Origin of the sequence: Brachybacterium avium (assembly GCF_002216795.1) — a bacterium.
In the GTDB taxonomy this organism is placed as follows: domain Bacteria; phylum Actinomycetota; class Actinomycetes; order Actinomycetales; family Dermabacteraceae; genus Brachybacterium; species Brachybacterium avium.
This window is the reverse complement of record NZ_CP022316.1, coordinates 2236612-2255989: the sequence shown is the minus strand read 5'-3', so window position 1 is coordinate 2255989 and position 19378 is coordinate 2236612. Positions and strand designations below refer to the sequence as shown.

19 protein-coding genes are annotated in these 19378 nt (G+C 69.9%); 11 read left to right on the top strand and 8 right to left on the bottom strand.

Going from position 1 to position 19378, the window contains the following annotated elements; genetic code table 11:
• Positions 1-49: 49 nt before the first annotated feature.
• Positions 50-535 (bottom strand): pyridoxamine 5'-phosphate oxidase family protein, encoded by a 486-nt coding sequence (locus CFK39_RS10140; RefSeq protein ID WP_089065357.1) that lies wholly within the window; start codon positions 533-535, stop codon positions 50-52.
• A gap of 167 nt (positions 536-702) precedes the next feature.
• Here CFK39_RS10140 and CFK39_RS10135 point away from each other — a divergent pair, with 167 nt between their 5' ends.
• Both CFK39_RS10135 and CFK39_RS10130 read left to right on the top strand, forming a co-directional pair.
• Entirely contained in the window at positions 703-1053 is a 351-nt protein-coding gene (locus tag CFK39_RS10135) for a PadR family transcriptional regulator (RefSeq protein WP_089065356.1), read from the top strand.
• A gap of 1 nt (position 1054) precedes the next feature.
• On the top strand, positions 1055-2005 hold the full coding sequence (locus CFK39_RS10130; RefSeq protein ID WP_089065355.1) for a permease prefix domain 1-containing protein: 951 nt from the start codon (positions 1055-1057) through the stop codon (positions 2003-2005).
• 81 nt (positions 2006-2086) lie between these two features.
• Here CFK39_RS10130 and CFK39_RS10125 read toward each other — a convergent pair whose 3' ends face one another.
• Both CFK39_RS10125 and CFK39_RS10120 read right to left on the bottom strand, forming a co-directional pair.
• Complete coding sequence (locus CFK39_RS10125) at positions 2087-2866, bottom strand: NAD-dependent epimerase/dehydratase family protein (RefSeq protein WP_157697131.1); 780 nt, start codon at positions 2864-2866, stop codon at positions 2087-2089.
• A gap of 267 nt (positions 2867-3133) precedes the next feature.
• Positions 3134-4207, bottom strand: coding sequence for an NAD(P)/FAD-dependent oxidoreductase (locus CFK39_RS10120; RefSeq protein WP_089065353.1), 1074 nt, complete (start codon positions 4205-4207; stop codon positions 3134-3136).
• 85 nt (positions 4208-4292) lie between these two features.
• Here CFK39_RS10120 and CFK39_RS10115 point away from each other — a divergent pair, with 85 nt between their 5' ends.
• The 6 genes from CFK39_RS10115 to CFK39_RS10090 all read left to right on the top strand — a co-directional run bounded on the left by CFK39_RS10115 (position 4293) and on the right by CFK39_RS10090 (position 9266).
• A complete protein-coding gene (locus tag CFK39_RS10115) occupies positions 4293-4859 on the top strand; it encodes a helix-turn-helix domain-containing protein (RefSeq protein ID WP_089065352.1) in 567 nt (188 codons plus the stop codon).
• Positions 4860-5076: 217 nt separating this feature from the next.
• On the top strand, positions 5077-5898 hold the full coding sequence (locus CFK39_RS10110) for a PrsW family intramembrane metalloprotease (RefSeq protein ID WP_089065351.1): 822 nt from the start codon (positions 5077-5079) through the stop codon (positions 5896-5898).
• Positions 5899-6375: 477 nt separating this feature from the next.
• Complete coding sequence (locus CFK39_RS10105; protein WP_089065350.1) at positions 6376-6618, top strand: hypothetical protein; 243 nt, start codon at positions 6376-6378, stop codon at positions 6616-6618.
• 225 nt (positions 6619-6843) lie between these two features.
• Positions 6844-8394, top strand: coding sequence for an FAD-dependent monooxygenase (locus CFK39_RS10100; RefSeq protein ID WP_089065349.1), 1551 nt, complete (start codon positions 6844-6846; stop codon positions 8392-8394).
• An 85-nt stretch (positions 8395-8479) separates the two neighbouring features.
• The gene (locus tag CFK39_RS10095; RefSeq protein ID WP_089065348.1) at positions 8480-8752 is read left to right on the top strand and encodes a type B 50S ribosomal protein L31; all 273 of its coding nucleotides are present in this window, start codon (positions 8480-8482) and stop codon (positions 8750-8752) included.
• Between the two features lie 151 nt (positions 8753-8903).
• On the top strand, positions 8904-9266 hold the full coding sequence (locus CFK39_RS10090) for a MazG nucleotide pyrophosphohydrolase domain-containing protein (protein WP_089065347.1): 363 nt from the start codon (positions 8904-8906) through the stop codon (positions 9264-9266).
• Here CFK39_RS10090 and CFK39_RS17185 read toward each other — a convergent pair.
• Genes CFK39_RS17185 through CFK39_RS10080 form a run of 3 tightly spaced genes read right to left on the bottom strand, consistent with a single transcriptional unit; the run spans position 9244 to position 11965 of the window.
• Positions 9244-10020, bottom strand: a complete 777-nt coding sequence (locus tag CFK39_RS17185) for a sulfatase-like hydrolase/transferase (RefSeq protein WP_275094098.1) — start codon at positions 10018-10020, stop codon at positions 9244-9246. The two genes, CFK39_RS10090 and CFK39_RS17185, sit on opposite strands and share 23 nt — an antisense overlap.
• Positions 9924-10754, bottom strand: a complete 831-nt coding sequence (locus CFK39_RS17180; protein WP_275094097.1) for a sulfatase-like hydrolase/transferase — start codon at positions 10752-10754, stop codon at positions 9924-9926. The genes CFK39_RS17185 and CFK39_RS17180 overlap by 97 nt, the downstream gene beginning before the upstream one ends.
• Positions 10755-10792: 38 nt before the next feature.
• Positions 10793-11965, bottom strand: coding sequence for a Gfo/Idh/MocA family protein (locus CFK39_RS10080; protein WP_089065346.1), 1173 nt, complete (start codon positions 11963-11965; stop codon positions 10793-10795).
• 394 nt (positions 11966-12359) lie between these two features.
• On the opposite strand from CFK39_RS10080, the gene CFK39_RS10075 reads away from it, so the two are divergent.
• The 3 genes from CFK39_RS10075 (at position 12360) to CFK39_RS10065 (ending at position 15910) form a co-directional block, all read left to right on the top strand.
• Positions 12360-13238 (top strand): ABC transporter permease, encoded by an 879-nt coding sequence (locus CFK39_RS10075; protein WP_245822469.1) that lies wholly within the window; start codon positions 12360-12362, stop codon positions 13236-13238.
• A gap of 110 nt (positions 13239-13348) precedes the next feature.
• Complete coding sequence (locus CFK39_RS10070) at positions 13349-14209, top strand: carbohydrate ABC transporter permease (RefSeq protein ID WP_157697130.1); 861 nt, start codon at positions 13349-13351, stop codon at positions 14207-14209.
• A 57-nt stretch (positions 14210-14266) separates the two neighbouring features.
• Complete coding sequence (locus CFK39_RS10065; RefSeq protein WP_089065344.1) at positions 14267-15910, top strand: extracellular solute-binding protein; 1644 nt, start codon at positions 14267-14269, stop codon at positions 15908-15910.
• 92 nt (positions 15911-16002) lie between these two features.
• Here CFK39_RS10065 and CFK39_RS10060 read toward each other — a convergent pair whose 3' ends face one another.
• Positions 16003-17916 (bottom strand): glycoside hydrolase family 35 protein, encoded by a 1914-nt coding sequence (locus tag CFK39_RS10060; RefSeq protein ID WP_089065343.1) that lies wholly within the window; start codon positions 17914-17916, stop codon positions 16003-16005.
• Between the two features lie 106 nt (positions 17917-18022).
• A complete protein-coding gene (locus CFK39_RS10055) occupies positions 18023-19378 on the bottom strand; it encodes a serpin family protein (RefSeq protein ID WP_245822467.1) in 1356 nt (451 codons plus the stop codon).

Here is a 19378-nt window from a genome sequence, read left to right as displayed (position 1 = left end):
GCTCGCCTCGGGCGTCACAGCCCGGGCGCGGCCTTCCGGGGCGAGGGGCTCACAGCTCGGTGGTGTCGGTCCCGCCCGGGGCACGGTCACCGGTCGCCTTGGCCTTGACGATCTGTGCGAGGCCCGCAACCTTGCCGCCGGGCAGCCCCCAGAACTGGGCAGAGTCACCGCTGACCCGCAGCAGACCGAGGTCGGGGTCGTCCTTGCCGCCAAGGAAGTACGCCTTCGCCTCGTCGTTCCAGAGCTGGTCGACGAGCGCCGGGTCGTCGACGAATTCGGCGTCCCCGGCCACGGAGAGCCAGGAGCCCGCCTCGGCGACGGCGAGGTTCACGTGCGGCCCGCTGCGCAGCGCTTCGGCCTGACCTCCCTGCAGGCCCACGAAGAACCAGATGTCCGCGTCCTCGCTGACGCCCTGGATGGTCATCGGATGCGAGAGGAGCTTCCCGTCCGGGAGCGCCGTGGTGAGCATGACCAGGTCGGCGTCGCGGAGCTTCTCCACGACGTCCTGCTGGGTGAGCGTGTCGTTCGTCGCCATGGGTCCTCCATCGTCGGGTCGTGCGATCGGACAGTGCTGTCTCGCGCTGACGCTACTCGTCGGCCGCAGGGAACCCCAGGGTCCCGACCGGTCGGTGCACCCCCGCACGACGCCGCCCACCCCTGGACGATGGACAACACTGTGCGTCACACACTATGGTGTGAGGCATGAGCGACCGTCTCGATCTCCACCTGCAGGAGCTGCGTCGCGGCACCGTCGTGCTGGCGTGCCTGCAGCTCCTGCGCTCCCCCGGGTACGGCTACGGATTGCTCGAGGACCTCGCCCGCCACGGCTTCGCCACCGATGCCAACACGCTGTACCCCCTCCTGCGACGCCTGGAGAAGCAGGGGTTCCTCACCAGTGAGTGGAACACCGACGAGGCCCGGCCCCGGAAGTTCTACCGCACCGCCGGCGAGGGCGAGCTCCTCGCCGACACCCTCACCGCCGAATGGAGCGCGCTGACCGGCGCGATCCGCTCGCTCACCGCCACCGATCCCGTCGCCGACGAGGAGCACTGACATGCCCGCGACACTCACCACCCGCTACATCGACACCACCGCCCGCTCCCTGCCGGCCGAGCTCCAGGAGGACGTCCGCGAGGAGCTCTCCGCCTCCATCGCCGACGCCGTCGAGGCCCGCCTCCACCGCGGCGAGGATCCCCTCGTCGCGGAGCGCGCCGTCCTCACCGAGCTCGGGGATCCCGCCGTGCTCGCAGCCGGCTACGCCGATCGACCGCTCCAGCTGATCGGGCCGCGCCACTACCTCACCTGGATCCGTCTGCTGCGGCTGCTGCTGCTGATCGTCGTGCCCGTCGTCGCAGTCGTCGTCGGCCTGGTCGAGGGCCTGTCCGGTGGCAGCATCGGCGACGTCATCGGCGAGGTCATCGGCGTCGGCCTCTCCACCGCGGTCCATATCGCGTTCTGGGTGACCGTGGTGTTCGCGGTGCTCGAGCGCAGCGGCGCGGAGACCGGCCTGACCTGGACCGTGGATCAGCTGCCGAAGGAGCGGAGCACCGGCACCGGCTGGGTGGACCTCCTCGCCTCTCTGATCTTCCTGGCCCTGGCGCTCGTCGCGGTGACCTGGGACCACCTGCGCGGCCTGGCGGTCGTGGACGGCGAGGCGCTGGAGGTCCTGAGCCCTGACCTCTGGCCCGCCGGGATCCTGGTGCTGGTGGTGCTGGTACTGCTGGAGGCCGCGCTCGCCGTAGCGATCTTCCGGGGCGGCCGCTGGAGCATCGGGACGGCAGTGGCGAACTCCGCGCTCGCGGTGGGCTTCATGAGCTGGGCACTGACCCTGCTAGGTCGGGAGCAGCTGCTGAATCCGGAGCTGCTGGTGGCCGCCCGCAGTCACGGCGTGGACGCGGAGACGATGCGCATCCTGGGGATCATCCTGGTGCTCAGCATCGTCGGGATCAGCATCTGGGACATCATCGACGGCTGGGTGAAGACCGCCCGCGATCGCCGACGCTGACGGTGCGGGCTGGCGCGGCGGGCGCGCGGGACATGCGCGGGCCGACCGCCCCTCCCGCAGATGCGTCCGCACCGCCGACCCTCACTCCCCCAGCACGTTCCGGGGTTGCCAGTCCAGCAGCCGCGCCGCGGAGTCATCGGCGATCGAGTGGGCGGCGGCGGTGACGGCGATCGCCTCATAGGCCCCGCCGCGCTCCCGTCGCAGAGCGGCCAGCACCGCGGCGGCCAGGTCCTCCGGGTGCAGGGAGCTGATCGGGGTGCCGTCCTCGAGAGTGTGCAGCACCGGCTCGGCCTGCTCCTCGCGCAGCGGGGTGACCCAGCGGGGCCAGGCCTCGGCGGTGGTGGGGAAGGCCAAGCGCAGCGAGGTGATGGTCAGCGGTCCCTCCTCCGCCGTGGGCGCGGGCCCCTCGACGGACAGCCGCAGCGCCTGCTCCGCCAACCGTTTCGAGAGGCCGTACAGGGCCGTCGCATCCGGGAGGGCCCCGGCCGGGATCGGCGACTCGCCATATCGGGCGAAGACGTCGAGCGAGCTGATGTGCACGAAGGAGCCCGCGCCGAGGCACCGGGCGAGCCGCATAGCCAGCAGCACCGAGCCGACATTCACCCCGATCGCGGCAGCGGTGCCCGGCAGCTGCTCCGCCTCACTGCCGTGCGGGAGATGCGCGGCCAGATGCACCACGGCCTCGGCGCCCTCGAGAGCGGCGGTCAGCGCTTCGGGGTCATCCGCCTCCCCCACCACCTCCCGCACGCCGGGCAGCGGGACAGTGCTGCGGTCCAGGACCGTCAGCTCGTGCTCGGCCCGCCAGGCCTCGACGAGGGAGCTGCCGACCCCGCCCTTGCCGCCGATCAGTGCGATGCGCATGGGGTGATCCTCGCAGAGCCGGGCCGGTGGCGCGCGGGTCTGGGCCCACCTCCTGACCCCGGCCCCGCCCCCTGGGCCCATCTTCTGAACCTGGCCCCGGCGCCCTGGTCCCGCCACCAGAGAACTGCCTCTGGTGAGGTCTGAACCCCACAGACGCGTTCTGACCCGTGAGAACGACAGGAATCTGGTGGCACCAGGGGTGGCCGAGGGTGGGAAGCGGGCGGGTTGCCCAGGCGCGAGAGGGATCGCGCGTTCTCGGGGCGCCGCTCAGGCTGCGGCGCGGACGCGATGGGCGGCGACGGCCGCCTCCGCATCGGCCATCACGAGCATCCCGTGGAGGTGGGCGCCGGCGAGCGCACCGCCGGCAGCTGCGGCCCCGACCTGCGCGGCGGGGTCCGCGGCGTTGCCGGCGACCCACACCCCGGGCACCTCGGTGGCGCCGGCGTTCCCGGTCGCGATCTTCGCCCCCATCCCGGCGGGCATCTCCTCGAGCCGGAGCCCGAGGTCCTCGAGCCCGTCCAGTCGCGGAAGCATCACGGTCGCGGTGGTCAGCACGGTGCGGGGCACCAGCTCCCCGCCCACGAGTCGCACTCCGGCGAGGCCGCCCTCAGCATCCGCGACGACCTCTTCGATCCCGGTCTCGACGACGGTGACCCCGAGCGCCGCGAAGCGCTCCCGGGTCTCCTCGTCCACCTCGAGGCCCTCGGCCACGAACACGATGACGTCCTCGCTCAGGGCGCGGAACATGAGCACCTGATGGAAGGACATGGCACGGGTGGCGATCACGCCGATGGCCTGGTCGCGCACCTCCCAGCCGTGGCAGAAGGGGCAGTGGACGAGGCTGGTGCCCCAGTGCGCGGCCAGCCCCGGGATCTCAGGCAGCTCGTCGCGGGTCCCGGTGGCGATCAGCAGGCGGCGGGCGGTGAGGGTACGGCCGTCGGCGAGGGTGAGCGTGAAGCGCAGGTCCCCGTCGGCCGAGGGCTCGGCGGCGCGGGCCGAGGCGACCTCTCCGGCGACGATCAGGCCGCCGTACTGCCGCACCTCAGCGCGGCCGCGGGCGAGATACTCCGCAGGCGGGGTGCCCTCGTTGCCGAGCAGGGCGTGGATGCCTTCGGCGGGGGCATTGCGGGGCGCACCGGAGTCGATGACGACGACGCTGCGGCGGGACCGGGCGAGCATCAGGGCGCCGCTCAGTCCGGCGGCGCCGCCGCCGATCACGACCGCGTCGACGAGGGCGGTGGGGAGAGCATCAGAGGTGAGGGGCGACGCATCGGCGCCGGCGGTGGCGGCGTCCGCGGTGGTGGCGTCGGCGCTGGTGGCCTGCGGGTCGATGGTGGTCATGGTGGTCCTCTCGGTCGGGAGCCTCCGGCAGGAGGCACGCTCCGACCGTAGACAGGCCTTGCCGCCAAGGCATAGCATCTTGCGCATGGCGCAAACTTCTGAGGGTGTGGATGGCCTGGTCCGGCAACGGCTGCGTGCACTGCGTCTCGCCCAGGGCCTCTCTTTGGGGGATCTCGCCGCCCGCGCCCACCTCAGCCCCTCCACCCTCTCCCGGATCGAGAACGGGCAGCGCCGCCTCGCCCTGGATCAGCTGGTGGTGCTCGCCCGCGCTCTGGACACAGGTCTGGACGAGCTCGTGGAGACCCAGGGCGAGGAGGTCGTCTCGAACGCGATCACCGAGCACGGCATGGACGCACTGCGCTGGCGGATCCGTCACGCCCCCGACACCGTGATCCTCCGTCGCCGGGTCACCGGGCCGCCCCCGGCGCCCGAGCGGATGCGCGCCCATCCCGGGCACGAATGGCTGGTGGTCCTCTCCGGCACCCTCACCCTGCTCCTCGGCGAGCGCCGCTACCGGGTCACGGAGAACCAGTGCGCCGAATTCGACACGATGCTGCCCCATGCCTTCGGTGCCGAGGGCGGCCCCGTCGATGTGCTGCTCATCGTGGATCCTGCGGCGCGGCGCGGCCATGCGCAGGACGGGCAGGACTGACAGCCCGGCGTCACACTCGGCCGGGCAGGGACCGGTCGAGCGGCTCGACCGCTCCTCCATGGCTTGGCCCCTCCAGTTGCTGGTCAGCTGCCCCTCAGCCGCCCTCCAGGCGACAATCGGGAATCCCGGCGCATACTTGTGGAGACGCCGCCGCATCGACGACGCCCCGCCTCGGGTGGACGGGTTCGAACGATCCCGCCCTTAGAAGGATCCTCCGATGAACCAGCAGCCCGCAGCCACCGTCCACTACCCCTGGTACCTGCGTTTCTCGTGGATCCTCGCCCTGATCATCGGGATCCTCGCCTACGTGGTCACCTTCGTGATCATGCTGCTGACCAGGAACCCCACCATGGTGCCCTCGGTGCTGCTCGTCGGCGCCGTGACGATCCCGCTGTCGGTGCTGCTGTTCGCCCAGTCCAGCCGCGTCGGCCCGCTGGTACCCACCGGGACGCTGCTGCTGACGGTCGGGCTGGGAGGCCTGTTCGGGATCTGCGCCGCCGGTCTCGAGGAGACTGTCGCCGGACTGCTGCTGGGCAAGGAGTCGATCCTGCTGGTCGGCGTGATCGAGGAGACCGCGAAGCTGGTGGTCCCGCTGATCGTGCTGGCGCTCGCCCATCGCAGCACCCGTGGTGGCGGCATCGTGATCGGCATCGCCGCGGGCATGGGCTTCGCGGTGCTGGAGACGATGGGGTACGGATTCAACGCCCTGCTGGCGAAGAACGGCGGGCTGGGCGCTCTGGATGCGACCCTCGTCTTCCGCGGCATCCTGGTGCCGGCCGGGCACGTGGCCTGGACCGGCGCGATCTGCGCCGCGCTGTGGTATCTGGTGGAGACCTCGCACAAGGGGCGCGGAGTGCTGGCGCTGGTCGTCTCCTACGTCGGCGCGATCGTGCTGCACACCGCCTGGGACGCGACCGCCAGCGGGATCCTCCACCTGCTGATCGGGCTGGTGAGCGTCGCCGCACTGTTGACCCTGACGATCCTCACGCATCGCGCCTTCGTGCGGTCCCATCTGCCCGCCGTCCCCGCGACGGCCTGACGGCGAGGAACCGCTGGACACCCCTGCCGAGGTGACCCCGGCGGTGCCACAGGAATAAACCCTTGGGGTTTGCGGTTGATGCTGGTAGCGTCTGACGCGGTCCCGGGTGGTCGAAGCCCGCGACTCGGACAGGCGACCTCGTCGCCACCCCGGCGGAGAGACCCGCCACCAGGGCGAAGACACCGCCCACTCGACCACAGCGAACCCCGCGGTTCTGCGCATTGCCACGACGGCAGCGCATCAGAGCCCGGATCGCACGGCTTGCGCCCCCGCGCCGCCTCCATCTCGCCGACCAGGCGACCTCCCGTGGAGCAGCAGCGGTTGGTGCGCGCCGAGGGCCCTCCCGCCCCAGCGGGTCCGGCCCGGCGATCGTCCGCCCCAGCGGACAGGTCGCCTCCCGCGCAGACAGCGCATCCCGGCACCCTGCCGGCACCAGACATCCGGTCGGCCCCGCGCCGGCCCTGAAGGAGAAGCACCTTGCAGTACACCGATCATCGAACCTCCAGTCCGCAGGCCTCTCAGGCTCCCCTCGTCGTCTTCCGCGACCAGAGCGCGGGCCTGCGCTATCTCACCCGCTCCGAGCGGACCTCGGAGCACACCACCACCTGGGAGGACGGCAACGTCTACCCCGTGGTCGAGGTGGACCTGTCCTCCGCCGCGCACTTCGCGCGGGTGAGCGGCAGTCGCCGTCGGCGCGAGCTGGCCGGCGCCACGGCCTGACCCGGGCGGGCGCTCGCCCGCTGACACCGCGCCCGTCGCGTGACGGCGCGCAGCGATGCCCCGTGGCGTCTCCCCTGCCGATGCGCAGGAGATGCCGCGGGGCACTGCTGTGCCCGCATGACCCGGCCCCCGGTGCGTGCCGGCCGGCGGGGATGCTCTTCGGCGCGGCGGGGGTCTACCGTGGACTCAGGACCGACCCGTCGTCGCGTCGAGAAGAGGCCCGCCATGCCCACCGCCCCTGTACTGCTGGAGACCGAGGTGCTGGTGGTCGGCGCCGGGCCCACCGGGCTGATGGCCGGCCTGGTCCTGCACCGCCGCGGCATCGACGCCCTCGTGATCGATGGCAAGAGCGGACCCACCCGGGAGTCCCGGGCGCTCGTGGTCCAGGCCCGCAGCATGGAGATCTATGACCAGCTGGGTCTCGCCGCGCAGGTCCTGGCCGAGGCCAATCCGGCCCAGCGCATCCAGTTCGGACCGGGCAGCACCGCGACCGGGATCGATTTCGCGAGGGCGCAGGAGGGCTGGACCTCGTTCCCCGGTGCGCAGGTCTTCGAGCAGTCCCGGAACGAGGAGCTGCTCTCCCGGACTCTTGCCGCCGAAGGGGCTCCCGTGCGCTGGGGCCACCGCTTCACAGATCTTGCCGAGGGATCCGGGCTGGAAGCGAGCACCGGCCCGGATTCCCCCATAGAGGTGCGGGCCCAGGGGCCGGAGGGTCCGCTGCGGATCCGTGCCCGCTGGGTGATCGGGGCCGACGGCGCGAGCTCGCCGGTGCGCCACGCCCTGGACCTGCCGTTCGAGGGGGTCACCGATGATGCGACCTTCTGCGTGGCGGACCTGCGCGGGGTGGACGGCGCCCCGGCGACCTCCCTCACGGCCCGCTTCGGACAGCAGCGCTTCGCGCTCACCTTCCCGATGGGCCCGGACGGCCATGTGCGGGTGGTGTGGCTGCATGGTGAGAAGGACCCGGTGCGGGGGGAGGCCCTCGCCGGGATGCGGGAGGACCTCGGGATCACCTACGAGCGGGTGGACTGGTACTCCGCCTACCGCGTCCATCACCGGGTGGCCTCGCACTTCCGCCGCGGCCCGGTGTTCCTCGCCGGGGACGCCGCCCATGTGCACTCTCCCGTGGGCGGGCAGGGCATGAACACGGGCCTGCAGGACGGGCACCATCTGGCGCACCTGCTGGCCGACGTCGCCGCGGGCCGGCTGGCCGAGACGGCTCTGGACCGCTTCGAGCGCGAGCGTCGGCCGGTGGCGATGACGCTGATCAACGCCACCGACCGGGCCTTCGGCGTCATCGCCCGTCCGGGCCGCGGCACGGCATTCCTTCGCCGACGGGCCCGCGACGTCCTGTCCGTGCTGGCCCCGCGACTGCTCGCCACGGCGCTCGGGCCGTACCTCGGCGGGCTGCTCGGCCAGTACCGGATCCGCTACCGCGCGGTGGCCGACGGCGAGCCCTCACCGCGCTGGGCGCAGGACCCTGCCGTCGGCCTGCGTCTGCCACCGACCGCTGAGAATGCCGAGGCGCTGCGGGCGATGACCTGGCAGCTGCACAGTTACGGCTACGGGACCGCCGCCATACGGCCGGCCGGACTACCGCACTGGATCCAGGGGCCGCTCGCCTTCTCCCCTGATCCACGGTGCCGCCTGCGCTCGGATCACCTGTACCTGGTGCGGCCCGACGGCTTCGTCGCCGCGTCATGGCCGCTGCACGCCGGCGCGACAGCGAGCGAGGACGTGCGGGAGGCGCTGGCGGCGTACACGGTCACCGGCTGAGCCGACCGCACGCCCTCCCGGCGCGGCGGGAATATTGGGACCCCTCCTGTAGTTGATCTTTCAGCAACCTACGGAGGGGATCCTCATGCAGAAGAACATCCATCCCGACTACCGGCCCGTCATCTTCCGTGACCGCAGCGCCGGCACCGCCTTCCTCACCAACTCGACCCGGTCCTCCGAGCGGACGGTGACCTGGGAGGACGGCTACGAGTATCCGGTGATCGACGTGGAGGTCTCCGCAGCCTCGCACCCGTTCTGGACCGGCCGCTCCGGCGTGGTCGACACCGCCGGCCGCGTGGAGCGCTTCCGCCGCCGCTACGCGGACAAGATCGTCACGCCCCACCGCGCCACGGCCTGAGGCAGAGGCAGGTGCACCCACCGGGGCCGCGGTCGCCGGCACACCCTTTCATCACCGGACCCGCTCCGGTCGGCGGGCCATCTCCAGGATTCTCGGACAGGGGCCCGACATTCCTGAGCCCCCTGGAACGCCGCTCCCCTAGGGTGCAGGGATGGAGCTGAACCATATCGCCGACCGGATCGAGGCACTCTCCGCGCAGTACGCGGAGGTCTACGGCATCGAGAGATCCGCGAGCTGGGCGCTGCTGAAGCTCACCGAGGAGGTCGGCGAGCTCGCCCAGGCGCACCTGACCTCCACCGGGCAGAGCCGCCACCGCGGCCTGAGCCCCGATGAGCAGGAACGGGTCGTGGCGGAGGAGCTGGGCGATGTGCTCGGCATGTGCCTGGTCTACGCGCGCCAGAGGGGCATCGACCCCGAGCTGGCCGTCACCGACAAGTGGTTCCGATACGAGCGCGGCACACCGGCAGCGGCCGATCCCGAGCGGCCGTCTCTCAGTCCGCCGCGAACTCCCTGACCCATTCGGCCTCGCTGCGCAGCGGCCTGCCGGGCACCAGCGCCCCGTCGCTCACGAAGCCCTCCTCGCGGTCCTTCAGATGGGCGATCAGCAGCTCCCGGTGCCGGGTGAGCTCGGCCGTGTGCCCGCCCGCCGCGACCAGGTCGACGCACTCATAGGGGTCCTCACGCAGGTCGAACAGCTGCTCGCGCCCGTCGCCGGAGAACCACACGTACTTGTGGCGCTCGGTGAGGATCCACTGCATGGAGTGCCGACCGAGCTGATGGATCAGGTGCTCGCCCTGCAGGTGGTCGCGCACCGCGGTGCCCTCCGCCACCGGCCGGCGCACACTGGTGCCGGTGACAGTTCCGGGGATCGGCACTCCGGCGAGATCCAGCAGCGTGGGCATCACATCGCGCAGCTCCACGATCGCCTCGACGTCCCCTGCCGGGCCCCAGTCCTTCCGCAGCCGCGGCGGCAGGTGCAGCAGGAAGGGGATGTGGCTGGAGCCCTCATAGGCCACGGACTTCCGGTACAGGTCGTGGTCGCCGAGCATCTCACCGTGGTCGGAGACGAACAGGATCGCGGTGTCCTCGGCGACGCCCTGGTCATGCAGGGTCTCCATCAGGCGATTGATCTGGAAGTCGATGAACTCGACGCTGCCGTAGTACCCGGCCTTCACGGCATCGTGCCGCGACCGGGAGCGGTGGGCGAACTCGGCCTCGTCGTCGCCGTCGCGACGGAACTCGTCGAACTGCTGGACCCAGTCCCCCATCGGCCGTTCCGGCTGGTCGCGGCGGGAGTACTTGTCCCACAGCCAGGCAGGCGGGTCGAAGGGGCGTGCGGGCGGTGGAAGGACATGTACAGGAAGAACGGACGGGTGGGATCCCGGCGGCCGAGGAACTCGAAGGAGGTATCGGCCACCCAGCGGGTGGGGTGCAGCCGCTCCTGTCGCTCCCAGGGCCGGGCCACCATCGAATTGCAGCCCAGACCGGTGTCCTGGTAGTCGGCGGCGGGGTCGCCGGTCTGCGCCCGCAGCCAGGGCAGGTAGTCGTCGGCGCGGGCCGAGGCACCGCGGTGCTCAGCCCGGCTGACGTGCAGGTAGCCGTCGTGCAGCTGCACGTCGTCGAAGCCGCAGCGCGCCCGCTCGGGGAACACGTGCATCTTGCCCACACCGTAGGTCTGGTACCCGTGCTCGCGCAGGGTGCCCGGCAGCGTGGTCGGGTATGCGTCGGGAAAATTGATCCCCTCCCGGTAGCCGTAGCGGCCGTGGGTCTCCGGGCCGGTGCCGGTGAACATGCCCACCCGCGCCGGGATGCAGGTCGGCGTCGAGGAGTAGGCGCGGGTGAAGCGGTTGCCGCGCCGAGCCAGGGAATCGAGGTACGGGGTGTCGATGTGCTCGTTGCCCGCGCAGCCCATGGCGTCGAACCGCATCTGGTCCACACAGACCAGCACAAGGTTCGGGCGCCGCCCTGGCTGCGGGGAGGAGTCGGTGCAAGCGGGGCTCATCGGACCACCCTATGACCGGCGATGACGGGGCAACCGGTTCACGGCTGGCCCTCGTCGAAGTAGCGGCGCACTGCCTCCGGCACGGCCGGGACGTCATACGGCATCCCGCCGTTGCGGATCGACTCCGCGCCGTAGACCCCGGTGGCCACGGCCTCGCGGGCTGCGACGGCAGAGACATCGGTGATGCCGCCATGGCGCACGAAGGCCAGGAACTCGGCGACCAGGCTGGGGTCTGCGCCGCCGTGTCCGCCGTCGGCGCGGGCGATCACCTCGACGTCGTCGGGCCGGCCGGGGCCGGAGCGGCGGGACTCCCAGATGTGGATCTGGTCCCCGCTGCCATCACCCATGTTCTCGATCCGGCCGGCGTCCCCGATCACCGTGTAGTTGCGGAAGTAGTCCGGGGTGAAGTGGCACTGCTGGTAGGAGGCCAGCACCCCGTTGTCCAGCGTCATGTTGATCATCGAGATGTCCTCGACGTCGATGACGGGGTTCAACTCCTTCTGCGCGGTGGGCGGCCAGATGTCCGCGTCGTACCAGTCGCGCATCTGGCGGTCGGAGTTGTCGCGGCGGTCGGTGATGTCTCCGTAGACGGCGAGGTCGCCGATCCCGGAGACACGGCGGGTGTAGCCGCCGGCCAGCCAGTGGATCACGTCGATGTCGTGGGCGCCCTTCTGCAGCAGCAGGCTCGTCGACTTCGCCCGTTCGGCGTGCCAGTCCTTGAAGTAGAAGTCGCCGCCGGCGCCCACGAAGTGCCGGCACCAGATCGCCCGCACCCGGCCGATCCGGCCGGAGTCGACGATCGCCTTCATCTGTCGCACCACCGGCATGTGCCGCATGTTGTGACCGATGTACAGCCGCGCCCGCTTCTCCTTCGCCAGCGCCAGCATCGCGTCGGTGTCCTCGACACCGATCGCCATCGGCTTCTCGCAGAAGGTGGGGATCCCGGCCTCGAGGGTCTGCAGCGCGACCGCGGCATGCGCGAAGTCCGGGGTCAGGATCATCACCGCATCGACCTCGTGATGGGCCAGCAGCTCCTCGACGGTGTCGACGGTCGGGATGCCCTCACCGAAGGCCTCTCGGGCGTTCGCCTTCCCGCGCTCGCCGGGATCGGCCACGACGGTGACCGCCGACCCCTCTCCCGGCTGGTGGGCGTGGAGCGCGAGGTAGTGGCGGGCGCCGAAACCGATGACGCCGATCCTGAGGTCGTTCATAGAGTGAGACCGCTTTCGAGTGGTGTCAGAGCCCACACGACCCAACCTTGCAGCTTCGTGATCGGGGCCGGCGGCCAATGACTGTGAACTGATTTACAAACTGTGTGAAAGCATTTACGATCTTCATCACCCTGTCAAGGCAGACCTGCAGCGGCAGTCTCTGCTCTCCTCGGCCAGGGCAGACCGAGAGGACCAGCTCGTGATGACGCGAAGCAGCGCACCGTCCGTCGCGCCACCCGGTGACGTGCGACCGGACGCCGGCATCCAGCACGACCCCGACGAGACCGACGGCGTAACCCGGAGCGCCCGCAGGAGACCAGAGGGCGCTCGAGCAACCGCCACCTCGGCGAGATCCAGGAAGCCGCTGCGCGCGAGGTTGCGCAAGGACTGGCAGATGCTGGTGCTGATGGTCCCCGGGGCCCTCGCGCTGTTGCTGTTCTTCTACATCCCGATTCTCGGGAACATCATCGCTTTCCAGGACTATCAGCCCTATTACACGATCCCCGAAGCCCCCTTCGTCGGCCTCGAGAAGTTCGGTGAACTGCTTCAGGACGATCGCTTCGGCCTTGCTCTCCGCAATACTCTGATCTACGCGGCGTTCCAGCTCACGCTGTTCTTCCCGGTACCGATCCTGCTGGCACTGGTCGTCGATTCGATGATGAGTCAGCGCCTGCGCAAAGCCTTCCAATCCATCGTGTATCTGCCGCACTTCCTCTCCTGGGTGCTGGTCATCGCGCTGTTCCAGCAGATGCTCGGCGGCGCAGGCCTGATCAACCAGGCAATGGTGCAGTCCGGCATGGACCCCATCCCGTTCATGACCAACTCGGACACCTTCGCTCTGCTGATCGTCGCGGAGGTGGCCTGGAAGGACGCCGGCTGGGGCATGATCATCTTCCTCGCAGCTCTTGCCTCGATCGACCAGTCGCTGTACGAGTCCGCCGCCTCCGACGGCGCCGGCCGACTTCGTCGCACCTGGCACATCACCCTGCCGGGCATGCGCCCCGTCATCGTGCTGCTGCTGATCCTGAACCTCGGGTCGATCCTCACCGTCGGGTTCGAGCAGTTCATCCTCCAGCGGGACGCTGTGGGCGCCGACACCGCCGAAGTGCTGGACACCTACTCCTACTACACCGGGGTGATAGGCGGCGATTGGTCGATGGGCGCTGCGGCAGGGCTTGCCAAGGGCATCGTCGGCACGATCCTCATCATCCTGGCCAACAAAGTCGCCCACCTGCTCGGTGAGGACGGCATCTACCGCGGGAGGCCCCAGTGACCGCACCGACCCCCACCGTGCCCGCACCCTCCGGCACTCGGCGCACGCCGCGACCGCTCCATCAGCGAATCTGGTCCTTCGCCTTCGGCGAGAGCATCCGACCGACGTGGATGGAGAAGCCGAGTCTGCCGCTGACCATCGCGAAGACCTTTCTCATCGTCGCCGTGAGCCTGTCGATCATCGTGCCGATGCTCGTGGTCGTCTCCACCTCTCTCGCCTCGGGCGAGCAGATCTCGGAAGCCGGCGGCTACGTCCTGTTCCCCACGGATCCGACGCTCGAGGCGTACGAGACGATCTTCGCCAGCCCGCTCGTCTTCCGCTCCCTCGGGGTCAGCATCTTCGTCACCGTCGTGGGCACGCTGCTGGCATTGTTCGTGACGATCTGCATGGCCTACGCGCTCAGCCGACCGGTGCTCGGTGGCAAGTTCATGCTCATGGCCATCATCCTCACGCTGTTCTTCAGCCCCGGCCTGATCCCGATGTTCCTGATGGTCAAGCAGTTGGGCCTGCTCAACTCGATCTGGTCACTGATCCTGCCGGGCGTTTTCGCCGGCTTCAACTTCATCGTCATGCGCTCCTTCTTCATGGGCATCCCCTCCGAACTCACCGAGGCCGCGCGCATCGACGGGGCCAGTGATTTCCGGATCCTGCGCACAGTGGTGCTGCCGCTGTCAAAAGCGGTCATCGCCGTCATCGGCCTGTTCTACGCAGTCGGGTTCTGGAACGCGTTCTTCAACGCGATGCTCTACATCAACGACCAGACGCTGTGGCCGATCCAGATGATCCTGCGCAGCTACGTCATCCAAGGCACCTCGCTCACCGCTGACCAGCTCGGAGTCCAGCAGGCCCCTCCCCCGCAGTCGATAAAGATGGCCGTCGTCGTGGTGGCTCTCGCTCCCATCGTGCTGGTCTACCCCTTCCTCCAGAAGTACTTCTCCAAGGGCGTCATCACTGGCGCCATCAAGGGCTGACTGCCCGATCCCACCCCCACTGGGCACCTCACACGGTGCCCCAGAAAGGAATCCCTGATGCGATTCGAGATCCGACGACGCGACCTCTTCGCCCTGACGGGTGCCACCGCTGTGGCAGCGAGCGCCACTGCCTGCGGCGGAGGAGGAGGCGGACGGAGCGGAGGCGCGGAAGCCTCCGCAGACGTCACGCTGCCCACCTATCAGCCGATCGACGGTCTTGCCCCGGACCTGGCGGGGAACGAGGAGGGGCTCCACAATGTCTTCCTCAGAGCCCCCGAGGAGCTTCTCGCGACCACTGATGCCGCGCCGATCACCTCGGGCGAGATCAGCGCGCTCTCCCAGACCTTCGCCACGCCACCCACGCCGATGGACAGCAACGGCATGTGGGGACGACTGAACGAGGCGCTGGGCGGCACCCTGAACCTCGACATCGCCATCGACTCCTACCCGGAGAAGTTCGCAACGATCCTCGCCTCCGGAGACCTTCCCGACCTGATGTGGGTTCCGCCGAACCAGGGCATCCCGAACGTCGGACCGATGCTGGAGTCCCAGTTCACCGATCTCACCGGATACCTCTCCGGGGATGCAGTGCTGGACTACCCGAATCTCGCTGCTCTGACCCCGGGATCGTGGCGCACCGCCGTGGTCAACGGGAAGATCTGGGGCGCTCCGATCCCTTCCACCCCCTTCGGCCAGGTCTACCTGGGCAACCCCGGCGTCTGGGAGGAAGTCGACGGCTTCCAGTCCAGCAGCGCCGACGAATTCCTCGAGAAGTGCAAGGAGATCCTGATCCCCGGCCAGCGCTGGGCGCTGGAGCCGTTCCTGCCCAATGCCTTCCACATGTTCAGCCAGTGGTTCGGCGTGCCCAATCAGTACCGGGTGAATGAGGACCGCACGCTGACGGCGAACCACCAGTTGGACGAGTACCTCGAGACCCTCGAATACGCACAGAAGGTCTTCGCGGCAGGAGCGTTCTACCCGGATCTCAACCATGCGGAGACCGCTCAGGACTTCGCCAATGGTTCGATCGCGGCGCTGGTCTCCGTCGGGCCGCGGGGTGCGACGGAATACCGCCAGTACAACCCCGACCTGCTCGCAGACATCATGGTGCCCTTCTCCGCCGTCGAGGGCCGCCGCCCGGTGTACAACATGGGTTACGGCACCGTGGGCTTCACTCCCTTCAAGAAGACCGACGACGAGGCGAAGATCCGCGAGCTGCTGGACCTGATCAACTGGCTGTCCGCCCCCTTCGGGACCGTGGAGTACATGCAGAAGAACTACGGCACCGAAGGCAAGGACTACGAGGTCCGCGACGGCAACTACGTGCCGATCGGTGACGCTCCCGCCGAGGTGCCGGGCCTGGTCAGTGCCCTGAACATCATGACCGCCGGGGAAGGCGTCATCTACAACACCATCCCCTCGGACTCCGAATACATCTACGGCAAGGAGCAGGAGCTCCTCGAACTGATGATGCGTAGGCCCACCAACGGCCTGTACTCGGACACCAATTCGTCCGAGGGGGCCCAGCTCTCCAGTCGGCTCAGCGATGTCCGCAACGATGTCATCCAGGGCCGCAAGACCCTCGATGACTTCACCGCTGCGGTCAAGGAGTGGGAGGAAGGCGGCGGTTTGAAGATCCTCGAGGAGTACGCCGAGGTCCTGCCTGCCGATGTCCCGGTCACCCCCAGCAGTTCGCTGTGATCTGACTCCCTCCGATCTCCGCAGGCCCGGCCGGATTCCCCGTCGGGCCTGCGGTCATAGCGACGGAGCCGGAGCGGTCGACCCGGTGAGGCTCAGACCCCCGGCGTCGCGAACACGTGCTCCGTCACCAGCGCGAGCGCGGTCGGCCGCTTCTCGAGGTCCAGCAGCAGCACCTCGTTGCGGCCCGGGCGGACCAGCGGCGCCGGCACGTACAGGCTCTGCTGGGGGCCGATGTTCCAGTACCGGCCCACGCAGAAGCCGTTGACATAGGCGACGCCGTGCCCGGCGGCGGAGACGTCGAGGAAGGTGTCCGTCGGTGCCTCCGCGTCGAAGGCCGCCCCGACCAGCACCGGCAGCGCATCATTGTCGGCGCTGGTGTCGGCGTCGGTCTCCGCGGCGAGTGCGGGCGCGTTCTCGAGCAGTCCGGCCAGTTCCTCGCCCATCTCCTCGAGCGGCCAGGCGTCGGCCTCCCAGTCGTTGAGGTAGCGGATGGTCTGCCAGACCCCGCCGAGGATGCCCTTGCGCTCTCCGAGGCGGGGGCCGAAGTTCACCCGCCCCAGGTTCTCGACCAGGATCTCCACCCGCACGGTGCGGTGACCGCCGTCCGGCAGCAGCCGGTCGACGAAGGGCGTGAGCTCGACGACGGCCGGGTCGGTGGCGTCGGTGCGCTCCGCGTGCGGGACGTCGGCCTGTGCCGGGTCCAGCCCGGTGGCTCCGACGTACACCCCATCGACGTACACCCAGGCACGGTCATGCAGGTCGTAGAGCTTCAGCGGGGAGATCTCGGTGCGGCCCTCGCGCTCGGCGGCAGCGATCTCGATCTCGCGGGACAGGCGCAGCAGGCCGCGCTCGAGACCGAGGTCCTCGAAGGCGGGCGGGGTCGGATGCACCTCGGCGGGACGGGTGAAGCGCTCGGTGCCGCGCAGGGAGGTGACCTTCTCGATCGCGACCTCGCCCGCCGGGAGGGTTGCCGGCAGTTCGGAGAGGCCCAGCTGCGCGAGATGCTCCTCGTACGACGGGAGGTCACGATGCTGCGCGACGACCTCGCGGAAGGCGCGGAACTTCTCGGTGAGCGCGCCGTTCTCGGCGATCGGGGCGTCGTAGTCGTAGCTGGTGGTGGTGGGCTGCAGCGTGCCGTCATGGTTGGCGCCGGCCTGCAGGCCGAAGTTGGTGCCGCCGTGGGCCATGTAGAAGTTCACACTCATGCCGTTGTTCAGCATGTCGGCGAGCTCGCCCGCTGCATCGCCGCCGGTGCGCTCGTGGTGCTGCTCGCCCCAGTGGTCGAACCAGCCGTTCCAGAACTCCATGCACATCTGCGGCTGGGCGGGCAGCTCCCGCTCGGCCATCGCGAGCACCTCGAGGGTGCGGGAGCCGAAGTTCACGGTGCCCAGCGTCCCCTCGACGGTGCCGCCGGTCAGCCACATCCGTGCCGGGCCGTCGGAGGTCACCAGCAGCTCCTCGATGCCGCGGGCGATCAGGCCGTCGCGCAGGTGGGCGAGGTAGACCTTGTCATCACCGAAGCTGCCGTACTCGTTCTCGACCTGCACCATCACCACGTTGCCGCCGCGGGCGGCCTGCCGCTCGGCGATCACCGGGATCAACTGGTCGAACCAGGCGTCGACCAGCTGCAGGTATGGGGCGTTGCGATTCCGCAGGCGCAGGTTGCGGTCGGCGAGGATCCAGCCGGGGAAGCCGCCGTTCTCCCATTCGGCGCAGATGTAGGGGCCCGGGCGCACGATCGCGTCGAGGCCCTCCTCGGCGGCGATGTCGAGGAAGCGACCGAGGTCCGCGATGCCGTCGAAGGTGGTGACGTCCTGCGCGGGCTGGTGCACGTTCCAGGCCACGTAGGTCTCCACGGTGTTGCAGCCCATCGCGACCAGGCGGCGCAGGCGGTCGCGCCACTGCTCGGGATGGACCCGGAAGTAGTGGAGCGCACCGGAGATCACCAGGTGCGGATCCCCGTCGCGGAGGAAACCGTCAGGGGTGGGTCGGAGCAGGGCGGTCATCGTCGGATGTCCTTTCGTGTAAAACGTCTTACGACAGTGTGTCAGGTGTTCGACCGCGGGGCGCGCCCAGCGGGCCGCGTCTCGCGCGGCACCGCTCCCCGGCCGGTCAGCGGGTCTGCGTGGGATCGCCGATCCAGCCGACGACGAGCGGAGCGAGCGTGGTCCGCTCATAGGCGACGAGCAGGAACGGCGAGTCCAGCACCAGCTCCTGCTCGGGCACCTGGGCCGAGGTCTCGACGGCCACCACGGCGGTCGCGGCGGCGGCCTCCATCCCGTTCTCGTCGACGGTGATCACCGCCTTCTGCAGCACCTCGTCGATCACCAGGTCCGTCGATCCGGTGATCCCGGAGAAATCGGCCGCACCGGAGAACGCATCGGTCATGCCGAGCCCCTGCAGGACGTCCTTCAGCGAGGCCCCCCAGCTGATATCGAAGGCGGGGACGCTCAGCTGGGTGCTCACCTCGGAGCCCTCGAGGCCGTCCAGCAGTGCGGCGAGACCGGAGCCGTCTTCCCCGGCCGCCGCCGACCAGGTCTCGAGCACCTCTGTGAGGTCGCCGGTGGGCTGGACGAGGGCGAGGGCGAGGGCGTCCCCGTAGGTGTCCAGGGAGGTCGCCCGGCACACCTCGTCCTCGTACCAGGTGGCGGTGGTGCCGTGGAGCATCTCGCAGCTGCGCTCCTCGCCGTCGGCGGTGGTGAAGCGCCCGCCCTCCACGGTCAGCGGCTGCTGCCACGCGGCTTTCAGGTGCAGAGCGTTGACCAGCACCAGGCGGGTGGCCGCCGTCAGGGCGCCCGTGGGGATCAGCTCCTCGATGAGGTCGTCGGTGGAGTCGGCGACCCAGTCGTTGATCTCCTCGCGGGCCGCCTCCCGCTCGGCGTGGTCGGCGAAGTCCGCCTCGAAGACCCCGCTGCCGAACCAGGTGGCGAGATCCTCGAGGAAGCTCTGCTGGATCTCGAACCCCTCCTGCAGCCAGGTCCCGTTCACGAGCGAGGCGCGGGCCGGCGCGGGCCGGTCCTCGTCCTCCGCCTCGCGCTCCTGGGCACCGACGGCGGCGAGCACTGTCGAGAGCGTGTTCGCGCTCCCTGCCAGCTCGTCCATGCGCGCTCCGAGGACTGCCTCCATCTGGGCGAGCGTCTCCCCCGCGGCGCCCATGCCGACCATCGTGAGCGCCACCTGGGCGGACAGCGGCGAGCAGACGGTATTGGTCTCCGCCCGCTCGAGCGAACCGAGCATCCGGGCGGTGAAGGGCACTACGAACGCGCCGGCACCCGTCGCGGGCCCCGGCTCCGCCCGCGGCAGCTCCGCCGACAGGTCCGGGGCGGCACCGCCCTGCTCCGTCCCTTCGCAGGCGGCGAGGCCGAGGGCCGCCAGCGGCAGGGATGCGCTGCCGGCCAGCACCGCCCGACGTCCCGGAGTCGCCGAGCGGCGCAGCGGGGTGCGGGGATGGTCGACGTCCATCGTCAT